The organism is Mesorhizobium sp. M7A.F.Ca.CA.002.05.1.1 (assembly GCF_003998335.1).
Lineage (GTDB): Bacteria > Pseudomonadota > Alphaproteobacteria > Rhizobiales > Rhizobiaceae > Mesorhizobium.
In genome coordinates, this window is the sequence record NZ_RZQI01000119.1 from 1 (window position 1) to 10,566 (window position 10,566).

A 10,566-nucleotide genomic window follows, 5' to 3' on the forward strand; every position below is an offset into this window, starting at 1 on the left:
TCACTGAACGGAACGGCGACGCTCGAAATCGCGGCTGGCCGTCTCGAGTACCGCCTTGTCGTTCCACACGGCAATTTCGAGACGGATTGAGCGACCCGAGCTTTCTTAACCAGCTGTTCACCATAAAAGCAGATGCTGTTTTTCCCAGATACCGCTGGAACCTGTTGCATCACCGAACATTTCCGCAGCAGGATTTGCAGCATGGTGCGGGAGGGAATGCCTTGACGGTTGCCGATATGAACAGACTGGAGCAGGCCGCCCGGATTTCCATGGGCGAGTTTGAGGACTCCGAGTCATCCGCGCCACCGCTGGCCCCTGTCCCCAACGGAGCCTTGCGCCTTGTTGCGTTGGCCTTGGTGGCGGTGATCGTGGTGGTCGCCCTGTACCAGCTGGTCTATTGAGGCCAGCTCGTTTCGGCCGGCGACAGAATCAATTGTCGCCGTCTTATTTCCCTGCCAGCGCGCCAGGAACTTTGGCTGATGTAGACCGTTACTATGGCGAGAGGACTTTCCCGCCATGGAACATATCGCTGCATTGCTGCTGGTCATCGGTTGCTCGAACACGATGGCCGACTGCCGTGAACTCCAGGTGCCCGTCAGCATTTTCGCGACCGCCGAGCAATGTGTGGCCGAGCGCCCATTCGTCTTGGGCGACGTGCAAGGGCAGGCTGATCACATCGTCGCCAAATGTCTTGCCGTCGATCCGGTGCTTGAAGACGACTATGATCAGATCGTCTGGAACGTGCGCGCCGATGGTACGCTTGACGCTTCATTGGCAATTTCCAGCCTGGTAATGGCGTCGAACGCGGCAGGCCCAGAAAAAGACTATCTTCACCAACAATAGATTGCAGCAGCAAAGGCCGTCATTTCATGCTAAATGGCAGCTGGAGCTTTACCAAGTGAGGACAAAAAGTGAGGAGTGACTCTATGCGGAAGATGATTATTGCCCTGGTTGCGGTGGTTGCCGTCAGCGGCTGCACCTCGACCGAACAGGACGTGGTTGGCGGCGGCTTGATCGGCGCCGGTGTCGGCGGCTTGGTCGGCGGCGGCAAGGGCGCGCTGATCGGCGCGGCCGTTGGCGCCGGTTCCGGCCTGCTGGTGCGCAATCTGCGCAACGGCTATTGCCAATATCGCGATCATCGCGGCCGGATCTACACGGCTCGCTGCAACTAATTCGGCGATAATCGAAACGTCGATCCGGAGGCTGGTCTGCTGGCCTTCGGATTTTTCATGTCCGGACGCTTGATCCTTTTCGGGAGAAGGTCGCGCTCAATTGGCGAGTGGAATTTTGATTTCCACGTTCAGCCCATTGGCCTGGTAGTCGCGCTTGATCGTACCGCGTAATTCGCGCGTCACGTTGAGATCGATCAGCTTGGTGCCGAAGCCGGTTTCGGCGGGAGCTTCGAGTTTCTTCTGCCCGTTTTCGCGCCAGTTGAGGGCCAGCGTCCTGTCGCGCCCACGCCCCTCCAGAGACCAATCCACTTTCAGTGCCCCCACGGAATTGCCGGCTTCGCCGTATTTCAGCGCATTCGTCGCCAGTTCGTGGAAGGTCAGGCCGAGCGCTTGCGTCGTGGTTTCGTCAAGCAGCACTTGCGGCCCTGACAGCAGCCCCTCGGGCAACTCCTTGCCGAACACCTGGCCGAGTTCGATGCGCAAGAGATCGCCAAGATCGGCCTTCTGCCAGCGAGAGCGCGTCAGCATGTCCTGGGACGCTGCCATCGCCTGCAGCCTGGCCGAGAAAGATGCGGAAAACTCGTTGACGTCGGTAGCCCGCGATGCCGTCTGGCGCGCGATCGCCAGCACCCTGGTGATCGAATTCTTGATGCGATGCTTCATCTCCTGCAGCATCAGGTCTTTTTCGATCAGGCTCTTTTCCGTGGTTTCGTGCAACCGCGACGCTGCCTCATAGGCCCGCTCCTGATATCGCGCCACCAGCGCGATGGCGCCCGCCAACAGCAGGCCGAATAGCCCCAGCATCACCGGAATGGCGCGCGACGACGGCTGCGAGAAGGCGCTTGTCGGCCGGAACAGGACAGTCCATGGCCGTCCGGCGACGATGATCTTTCGGGTGACCAGCAGCCTGTCCCCGAAAGTCGAAGCCGGCGGCGTCTCCGACCGGAACAGCAGATTGTCGCCGCTCACGGCACCATCGCCGTCATAGATTTCGGTGTTGACCGGCAGTAGCGGCGACCGGCTGAGCGCGGTCTGGAACAGATCGCGAGCCCGGAAGGCCGCATAGAGAAAACCTGATGTCGAGGATCTCGAAGCATTGATGACGTCGGGAGCGGTTTCGACATTGAGCCGCACGAAAACGAAGAAGCCGGTGAACGTCTGCGAGGCGCCCGTGTCCTGGCCCAGTTGCACCAACCCGCTGGCGTGCTGCTGGTCGTCGGACATCGCCTTTTCGATCGCCACACGCCGCATCGGTTCGCTGAACATGTCGTAGCCGATGGCGGCTTGGTTGGATGGATCCAGCGGTTCGAACAGCACGATAGGGGTACGCCAGGGTTGCGTGGTATCCGGGTAGATTGGATGACTGACGCCATAATCGTGCAGCATATCGCGTTCGACCGTCGCCTTGTCGCCCGTCTTTGCCAGCCTGAGGAAACCGATGCCGCGCAAGCCGGCGAAATTCTTGTCGACATCGAGCGCGTTGAAGAACGCCTTGAACTCATTGCGAGAAATATCGCCATTGCGGGCGTCGAACAGGGCCTGCGTCGAGCGCAGCAGCGACAGATGCAGGTCGATGCGGCTCTCGATCCGGTTGAGCGCGTCGTCGGCAGTCGCCTCGAACTTGATGCGCGCGGCTTCCTGTGTGGCGAAATAGGCGAAACCTGCCATCACCATGCTGATTAGTGCGACGGCGATAAAGGCGATGATCGGGAAAAGCTTCTTCAACGGATCGTGCGGTCCCTGAGCGATATCGGACCTTTATGGGCAAGTCGCCGTGCCAACACAATGCCACGGCCAAGCCATCCTTACGGCTGGCATATCACGTGTCCGGCAACGGCGAGCTGGCTTGATCTCAGGCTGCGATCTTCAGCGCACCCGGTCCTGGAATGGCGCCCGGCGGGCATTTGCCAAGAATGATCATCCCCAGCACCTCGTCCTGGGTGACATCGGTGGTGCGGGCGGTGCCAACGACCTGACCGTTCTTCATGACGCAGACCCGGTCGGCAAGCTCGAACACATCGTGGATGTCGTGGCTGATCAGGAAGATGCCGATGCCATCGGACTTGAGCTGCTTGACCAGTTCGCCGACCTGCGCCGTTTCCTGCGGACCAAGCGCCGCCGTCGGCTCGTCCATGATCAGGATGCGGGCGTTGAACAGGATCGCACGCGCGATCGCCACCGATTGCCGCTGGCCGCCCGACAGCTTGATCACCGGCTCCTTGAAGCGCTGGAAGCGGGGATTGAGCCGGCCCATCACCTTGCGCGCCTCGGCCTCCATGGCAACGTCGTCGAGCGTACCCCAGGCGGTCATCAGCTCGCGGCCGAGGAACAGATTGGCGGCGGCGTCGACATTGTCGGCCAACGCCAGCGTCTGGTAGATCGTCTCGATGCCGTATTTCTTGGCGTCGCGTGGATTGGAGATCGATGCCTCCTCGCCGTTGACGAAGATCTGGCCCGAATCGCGCTTGTAGGCGCCGGACAGGATCTTGATCAATGTCGACTTGCCGGCGCCATTGTGGCCGAGCAGCGCCACGACCTCGCCGGGGAAAAGATCGATCGAGGCGTCGTCGACGGCGCGGATGCCGCCAAACGCGATCGAGATGTTCCTCATGTCGATCAGCGCGGTGGCTGCAGGAGCAGTCTTGTCATTCATGGCATGCCCTCCTAGACGCGCTTGCGATAGACGGTGTCGAGCCACACGGCGATGACCAGTACGGCCCCGACGACGATGCTCTGCAGCGGCGAGTCGACGCCGAGCAGCACCATGCCGGACTGCAGCGACTGCATCAGCAGGGCGCCCAGCATGGCGCCGATGATCGTTCCCGATCCGCCGGCAAGCGACGTGCCGCCGATCACGGCGGCTGCAATGACGAGCAGTTCGTCGAGCGTTCCAAGCACGTTGGTGGCCGAATTCTGCCGGGCCGAGGAGATCGCCGCGGCAATCGTGGCCAGCACGCCCATGATCATGAACACCTTCATGGTGATCCATCGCGTGTTGATGCCGGCGAGATTGGCCGCCTCGGGATTGCCGCCGATGGCGAACACATAGCGGCCGAAACGGGTGCGGTTGGTGATGAAGGTCATGACCAGCCCGACGGCGACAGCCATCAGCACCGGTATCGCGATACCGTGGGCGATGAACAGGCCGCCTTCGGGAACGGTGATGTTGTTGGCGGCCGCATATCTGTTCACGATGCCGATCGGCCAGGGGTAGGAGTTGGCGAGCCAGACCGCACCCATGATGGCGCCGCAGGTGACGACTCCAAGCAGCGCCTCGGCCCAGATCGGACGTAGCGGAAACCGGAAACGCTTGCGCTGCACCCGCCCGTTGAACAGCCCAAACACCACGGCGAGGCAGGCGACGATCCCAACGACCCAGCTCCAGGTCGCGCCGATCGATCCCGCCGGCCCACCGCCCATCAGCTGAAAAGTGGCGTTAAGCGGCGCCACGGTCTGGCCTGAAGTGACCCACCAGGCGGCACCGCGCCAGACCAGCAGGCCGCCCAGCGTCACGATAAAGGCGGGCACTTCGAGATAGGCGATGACGAAGCCTTGAAAAGCGCCGATCAACAGGCCGAGCGCCAGGCCGATGACCAGTGCCAGGACCCAGATCCACGGGTTGCCGAGTTCGAGCCCGACAAAGCGCACCAGGAAATGCACCTGGGCAAATCCCATCACCATGCCGATCAGGCCCTCGGCGGAACCGACCGACAGGTCGATGTTGCGCATGACGATGACCAGCACCATGCCGCAGGCCATGATGGCAACCGCGGATGTCTGCACCGACAGGTTCCACAGATTGCGCGGCGTGAGAAAGGTGCGGCTGTCGAAATCGAGCGGATTGACGCCAAGGCGCAGGCTGGAAATGACATGCAGCCCAATCCAGATAACCAGCAGCGCGCCGATCATGCCGAGCATGCGGGTGTCGATCTCGGTCGCCTTCAGGAACCGGGCGACGGCGCCGAGTTCCGACGCGCGCGCCGTATCGGTCTGCGGGTTTGACGTCGTATCGGTCATGGTTTCCTCCCACCGGCTGGCCGTCTGACGCGCATGCCGGAGCCCAGCCTAGAAGCTATCCGCATGATGCGGAAACAGAATTCTTTGAGAAAACGCCGCGGCTTTTGGGCCGCGGCGTTCAGATATTGCAAAGTGGTACGGATCAGTTGCAGGCCGCCACGGTGCCGGCGGCGACACCCGCGCAGACTTCGTCCTTCTTGATCCAGCCGGCGTCGATGACGACGTTGAGATTGTCCTTGGTGATGGCAACCGGGGTCAGGAACAGCGACTTGACGGTGTTGCCGCCCGGCGTCGTGAAGTCCTTGGCGCCGGCGATGTCGCTCGTCTTCTTGCCGTCGGCCAGTTGCGAGGCGATCTCGGCGGCATTCTTGCCGAGCTCCCGCGCGTCCTTCCACACCGACACGGTTTGCGTGCCGAGGGCGATGCGGTTCAGCGCGGCGTGGTCGCCGTCCTGACCCGAGACCGGCACGGTGCCGGCCAAGCCTTGAGCCGTCAGCGCCGCGACGACGCCACCGGCAGTGCCGTCATTGGCCGCGACCACCGCGTCGACCTTGTTGTCGTTGGCGGTCAGGAACTGCTCCATGTTCTTCTGGGCGTTGGCGGGCAGCCAGCCATCCGTGTAGGCTTCGCCGACATTCTTGATCTTGCCGCTGTCGATGGCTTCCTTGAGCACTTCCATCGAGCCCGAGAACAGGAAGTCGGCATTGGGATCGGCACCGGAGCCCTTGATGAAGACGTAGTTGCCTTCCGGCTTGACCTTGAACACTTCGCGGGCCTGCATGCGGCCGACTTCCTTGTTGTCGAAGGTCAGATAGAAGACGTCCTTGTTCTCGATCAGCCGGTCATAGCCGACGACCGGAATGCCTTCGTCCAGCGCCTTCTGCACGGCCGGGCCGATGGCCGAAGCGTCCTGCGCCAGGATGATCAGGGAATTAGCGCCCTGCGAGATCAGGCTTTCGACATCGGTAAGCTGCTTGCCGGGATTGGACTGCGCATCGGCGGAGATGTACTTGTCGCCGGCGGCCTCGATCGCCGTCTTCATGGCGGCCTCGTCGGTCTTCCAGCGTTCTTCCTGGAAGTTGGACCACGAAACGCCGACAACCTTGTCCTTCGCCTGCGCGACAGACGCGAGCGTCAGCGACATGGCGGCACCCGCCAGGATGGCGGCCGTGAATCTTTTCATATTATCCTCCCTGCGCCGCGTATGGCGCGACCAAACTGACCCGAGGGCCGGCACAGAGGCTCTATTTTTTCGAGCCTCGAAAAAATACTGGGCCAACGCCCGAACGCTGTCAACATCGATTCTGATGGATTTTGATGTCATTTCGAGTTTTTTTCGAGTCTCGGAATAAATAAATGACACGGCATGCAGCTTCTGCCAGTATTTACCGGCGTCACCGACAGCGTTCCAGGGGCAGGAGGAACCGCGGCGACCGGGAGGATATGAAAGAACATGTCGGTCGGAATCCGCCACGACGATCTGCGCCGCCGCAACCGCGCCATGGTGATCGCGGCAGTGCGCCGCGCCGGACAGCCGTCACGAACCGAGATCGCCGCGACCACAAGCCTCAGCCATTCGACCATCTCGGCGATTTCATCCGACCTGATCGTCGAAGGCATCCTGACCGAAAGCAAGCCGAGCGAGGCCGGCTCGCTCAAACGCGGCCGGCCGCAGGTCGGCCTCAGTCTCAATCCGGAAGCGGCCGCGGTAATGACCGTGGTGCTGTCGCTGAACTTCCTCTCCGTCGCCGTCATCGACTATGCCGGCCAGGTGATATCCGAGGAACAGCGCCGGCTGGACACGCTGACGATGTCGCGCGAGTCGCTGATCGGGGAATGCACGGCCATCGTGCGGCGCCGCCTGGCAGATCCCGACCTGGACGTGCGCAGCATCGCCCGCATCGCGCTGGCCATCCAGGGCATCACCGACACCCGTGCCCGCGCCATGCTGTGGTCGCCGATCACGCCGCACACCGACATCGCCTTCGCTGACATATTCGAAGACGAGTTCGGCATCCCTGCCATAATGGAGAACGACTGCAACATGATGGCGGTGGCGCTGCGCTGGCGCGACCCCGATCGTTACCGCGACGATTTCATCGCTATCCTTTTGTCGCACGGCATCGGCATGGGACTGGTGCTGAAGGGCGAATTGTTCACCGGCACCCATTCTTCGGGCGGCGAATTCGGCCACATGATCCATCGGCCGAACGGCGCGCTATGTCGCTGCGGACGGCGCGGCTGCGTCGAAGCCTATGCGGGCAATTACGCCATCTGGCGCAACGCCAGGCAGATGGGCGAGGATGCAGAACCCGTCGCCGATGTCAGCGACGCCGACATGCGCGCCCTGGCTGCCGCGGCCCGCGAAGGTGACGGACCCGAACGGGAAGCCTATCGCAAGGCCGGCGAAGCGCTCGGCTACGGCCTCGGCAGCCTGTTCGCGCTGATCGATCCGGCGCCGGTCGCCATGGTCGGTGTCAGCGCCGCCGCCTTCGACCTGATCGAGCCGGCATTGCGGCAAGCGATTGCCCAGACCGCCGGCGGCCAGCATTCCAAATCGATTTCCTTCGACACCGAGCCGAACGAACTGCCGCTGATCCGCGAAGGCTGCGCCATGCGGGCGCTGATCTTCGTCGATCAGGAGATTTTTGCGCCGGGCGTGCAGGCGAGATCCGGTTTCGGCGGCAAGAACGTGGCGTGAGTTCAAACGAGGGAGTTCAGTCCTCTCGGATGGCGTATCCGGCCCCACGGATCGTGCGGATGACATCAGGCATACGGCCATTGTTGACCGCCTTGCGCAGCCGGCCGACATGCACGTCGACCGTGCGCTCGTCGATGTAGATCGTCTCGCCCCAGACATTGTCGAGCAGCTGGCTGCGCGAGAACACGCGGCCTGGATGGCGCATCATGAATTCGAGCAGGCGGAATTCCGTCGGCCCAAGCCGGATCTCGCTCTTCTTGCGATAGACACGGTGCGACTCGCGATCGAGCACGATATCGCCGACCTTTAGCACGCTGGACAGCACTTCCGGCTTGGCCCGGCGCAGCAGCGCCTTGACCCTGGCCATGAACTCCGGCGTCGAGAAGGGCTTGACCAGATAGTCGTCGGCGCCGGTCGACAGGCCGCGCACGCGGTCGCTTTCCTCGCCTCGCGCGGTCAGCATGATGATCGGCAGCCGCTCGGTCTCGGGACGCATTCGCAGGCGCCGGCAGAGTTCGATGCCCGAAACCGCAGGCACCATCCAGTCGAGCACCAGAAGATCGGGAACGTTCTCCTGCAGCCGGATTTCGGCCTCATCGCCGCGCGTCACCACCTCGACCTGGTAACCTTCGGATTCAAGATTGTAGCGGAGCAGCACGCCTAGCGGCTCCTCATCCTCCACCACCATGATGCGTGGTGCGATCATCGGCTGGTCACCCTTGTTATGCCGCTGGCGCGGACATTGCCGTCTCGTCCTGCTTCGGACGATTGGCTGGCAGCTGCGTGCCGGTCAAAACATAGTAGGCATTTTCGGCGATGTTGGTCACGTGGTCGCCGATCCGCTCGAGGTTCTTGGCGCAAAACAACAGGTGCGTGCACGCCGTGATGTTGCGGGGATCTTCCATCATGTAGGTCAGCAGCTCGCGGAACACCGAGGTGTATTTGACGTCGATGCGTTCATCATTGTTTCTGAGCGTGGCAAGCGCTGCCGCGTCAGCGGCGGCATACTCGTCGACGACCCCCTGCACCTGGATCAGCACCAGCTGCGCCATCGCGTCGATCGAATGCGAAAGATCGTGCGGCGTGACGCTCAGCCCGACAGTGCCGACGCGCTTGGCGATGTTCTTGGCAAGGTCGCCGATGCGCTCGAGGTCGCCGGCCATGCGGATCGAACCGACCACCGCACGCAGATCGTTGGCCATTGGCTGGCGCTTGGCGATCAGCGTGATGGCGCGATCGTCCAGCTCGCGCTGGCGGGCATCCATGATCGCATCGTCGGAAACCACGCGCTGCGCCAGCGCATTGTCCGAATTGAGCAAAGCCTTGGTCGAGCCACTGACCATCGAGCGGGCGAGATCGCCCATGTCGCGGATCAGCTGGCTGATCTGCTCCAGATCCTCATCGAAAGATGCAACGGTATGTTCACCCATGATCTTCGTCCCTCATATGCCTGAGCTCAGCCGAACCGGCCGGTGATGTAGTCCTGGGTGCGTTTGTCGTCGGGGGTGGTGAACATCTTGTCGGTGGCGCCCTCCTCGACCAGATAGCCTAGATGGAACATCGCGGTGCGCTGCGACACGCGCGCTGCCTGCTGCATCGAATGGGTGACGATGACGATCGTATAGTTCTGGCGCAGTTCGTCGATCAGTTCCTCGACGCGAGCAGTGGCGATCGGGTCGAGCGCCGAACACGGTTCGTCCATCAGGATCACCTCGGGTGACACGGCGATGGCGCGTGCAATGCACAGACGCTGTTGCTGGCCACCGGAAAGACCCGTGCCAGGTTCCTGCAAACGGTCCTTCACCTCGTTCCAGATCGCCGCCTTCTTCAAGCTCGACTCGACGATCTGATCCATGTCGGCCTTGCGCTTGGCCAATCCGTGGATGCGCGGGCCATAGGCGACGTTCTCGTAGATCGACTTGGGGAACGGATTGGGTTTCTGAAACACCATGCCGACGCGCGCCCTGAGTTCGACGACATCGATGTTCTTGTCGTAGATGTCTTCTTCGTCGAGCGTTATCTTGCCGGTTACCCGCGCGGAATCGATGGTGTCGTTCATGCGGTTGAGGCAACGCAGGAAGGTCGACTTGCCGCAGCCGGAGGGGCCGATCAGCGCCGTCACCTGATTCAGGCGGACGTCGAGATTGACATCGAACAGCGCCTGCTTCTCGCCATAGAACACGCCGACCTTGTCGCCACGCATTTTGATCACTTCGTTCGACTTGGCGTTCATCTTATCGCCCACTGCATTTTCAAGGGACTGTTCGGTCATGATGTTCATACCAAAATGCCTTTTTTCTACCAGCGCCGCTCGAACCGACGCCGAAGCACGATCGCGGTGATGTTCATGGCCATGAGGAAGACGAGCAGGATGATGATCGCGCCCGACATGCGCTCGACGAAGGCGCGTTCGGCCTCGTTCGCCCACATATAGATCTGCACCGGCAGCGCAGTGGCCGGATCGAAAGGCGTCGTCGGTGGATCGGCGACGAAGGCGACCATGCCGATTAGCAGCAGGGGCGCGGTTTCACCGAGCGCACGCGCTAGACCGATGATGGTGCCGGTGAGGATGCCGGGTGCGGCAAGCGGCAGGATGTGCTGGAACACCATCTGCATCTTGGAGGCGCCAAGACCGAGAGCCGCCGAGCGGATCGACGGCGGCACCGCGGCAAGTGC

Annotated in this window: 12 protein-coding genes; 4 read left to right on the forward strand and 8 right to left on the reverse strand. The window is 62.0% G+C overall.

Annotated elements, in window-relative coordinates; translation table 11 throughout:
* The first annotated feature begins 86 nt into the window (after positions 1–86).
* From EN939_RS38965 to EN939_RS08870, 3 genes are all read left to right on the forward strand, one after another.
* The gene (locus tag EN939_RS38965; protein ID WP_236383520.1) at positions 87–401 is read left to right on the forward strand and encodes a hypothetical protein; all 315 of its coding nucleotides are present in this window, start codon (positions 87–89) and stop codon (positions 399–401) included.
* Between the two features lie 115 nt (positions 402–516).
* Complete coding sequence (locus EN939_RS08865) at positions 517–843, forward strand: hypothetical protein (RefSeq protein ID WP_127267715.1); 327 nt, start codon at positions 517–519, stop codon at positions 841–843.
* Between the two features lie 83 nt (positions 844–926).
* A complete protein-coding gene (locus EN939_RS08870; RefSeq protein WP_023810994.1) occupies positions 927–1,172 on the forward strand; it encodes a YMGG-like glycine zipper-containing protein in 246 nt (81 codons plus the stop codon).
* Positions 1,173–1,268: 96 nt separating this feature from the next.
* Here the strand turns inward: EN939_RS08870 and EN939_RS08875 are convergent, their stop codons facing one another.
* The 4 genes from EN939_RS08875 to xylF all read right to left on the reverse strand — a co-directional run bounded on the left by EN939_RS08875 (position 1,269) and on the right by xylF (position 6,372).
* A complete protein-coding gene (locus tag EN939_RS08875; protein ID WP_127267716.1) occupies positions 1,269–2,897 on the reverse strand; it encodes a CHASE domain-containing protein in 1,629 nt (542 codons plus the stop codon).
* 127 nt (positions 2,898–3,024) lie between these two features.
* Entirely contained in the window at positions 3,025–3,825 is an 801-nt protein-coding gene (locus EN939_RS08880; protein ID WP_127267717.1) for an ATP-binding cassette domain-containing protein, read from the reverse strand.
* 11 nt (positions 3,826–3,836) lie between these two features.
* Positions 3,837–5,189, reverse strand: a complete 1,353-nt coding sequence (locus tag EN939_RS08885) for a sugar ABC transporter permease (RefSeq protein ID WP_127267718.1) — start codon at positions 5,187–5,189, stop codon at positions 3,837–3,839.
* 142 nt (positions 5,190–5,331) lie between these two features.
* The gene (gene xylF, locus EN939_RS08890) at positions 5,332–6,372 is read right to left on the reverse strand and encodes a D-xylose ABC transporter substrate-binding protein (protein ID WP_013529274.1); all 1,041 of its coding nucleotides are present in this window, start codon (positions 6,370–6,372) and stop codon (positions 5,332–5,334) included.
* Between the two features lie 270 nt (positions 6,373–6,642).
* Between xylF and EN939_RS08895 the strand changes: the two genes are divergently transcribed.
* Positions 6,643–7,890 (forward strand): ROK family protein, encoded by a 1,248-nt coding sequence (locus EN939_RS08895; protein WP_127267719.1) that lies wholly within the window; start codon positions 6,643–6,645, stop codon positions 7,888–7,890.
* 16 nt (positions 7,891–7,906) lie between these two features.
* Here the strand turns inward: EN939_RS08895 and phoB are convergent, their stop codons facing one another.
* The 4 genes from phoB to EN939_RS08915 all read right to left on the reverse strand — a co-directional run.
* On the reverse strand, positions 7,907–8,596 hold the full coding sequence (phoB, locus tag EN939_RS08900; protein ID WP_010911896.1) for a phosphate regulon transcriptional regulator PhoB: 690 nt from the start codon (positions 8,594–8,596) through the stop codon (positions 7,907–7,909).
* 16 nt (positions 8,597–8,612) lie between these two features.
* Positions 8,613–9,320, reverse strand: coding sequence for a phosphate signaling complex protein PhoU (phoU, locus tag EN939_RS08905; RefSeq protein WP_127267720.1), 708 nt, complete (start codon positions 9,318–9,320; stop codon positions 8,613–8,615).
* 26 nt (positions 9,321–9,346) lie between these two features.
* The gene (gene pstB, locus EN939_RS08910; RefSeq protein ID WP_127267721.1) at positions 9,347–10,171 is read right to left on the reverse strand and encodes a phosphate ABC transporter ATP-binding protein PstB; all 825 of its coding nucleotides are present in this window, start codon (positions 10,169–10,171) and stop codon (positions 9,347–9,349) included.
* A gap of 17 nt (positions 10,172–10,188) precedes the next feature.
* Positions 10,189–10,566, reverse strand: a 378-nt coding sequence (locus tag EN939_RS08915) for an ABC transporter permease subunit (RefSeq protein ID WP_127267722.1), incomplete at its 5' end; no start/stop codon positions are given.

Excerpts from the sequence above, each read along its gene's own strand:
- EN939_RS08870 (WP_023810994.1), top strand. The coding sequence starts at position 927 with ATGCGGAAGATGATTATTGCCCTGGTTGCGGTGGTTGCCGTCAGCGGC.
- phoB (WP_010911896.1), bottom strand. The coding sequence starts at position 8,596 with ATGATCGCACCACGCATCATGGTGGTGGAGGATGAGGAGCCGCTAGGC.
- xylF (WP_013529274.1), bottom strand. The coding sequence starts at position 6,372 with ATGAAAAGATTCACGGCCGCCATCCTGGCGGGTGCCGCCATGTCGCTG.
- pstB (WP_127267721.1), bottom strand. The coding sequence starts at position 10,171 with ATGAACATCATGACCGAACAGTCCCTTGAAAATGCAGTGGGCGATAAG.
- EN939_RS08880 (WP_127267717.1), bottom strand. The coding sequence starts at position 3,825 with ATGAATGACAAGACTGCTCCTGCAGCCACCGCGCTGATCGACATGAGG.
- EN939_RS08885 (WP_127267718.1), bottom strand. The coding sequence starts at position 5,189 with ATGACCGATACGACGTCAAACCCGCAGACCGATACGGCGCGCGCGTCG.
- phoU (WP_127267720.1), bottom strand. The coding sequence starts at position 9,320 with ATGGGTGAACATACCGTTGCATCTTTCGATGAGGATCTGGAGCAGATC.
- EN939_RS08865 (WP_127267715.1), top strand. The coding sequence starts at position 517 with ATGGAACATATCGCTGCATTGCTGCTGGTCATCGGTTGCTCGAACACG.
- EN939_RS08895 (WP_127267719.1), top strand. The coding sequence starts at position 6,643 with ATGTCGGTCGGAATCCGCCACGACGATCTGCGCCGCCGCAACCGCGCC.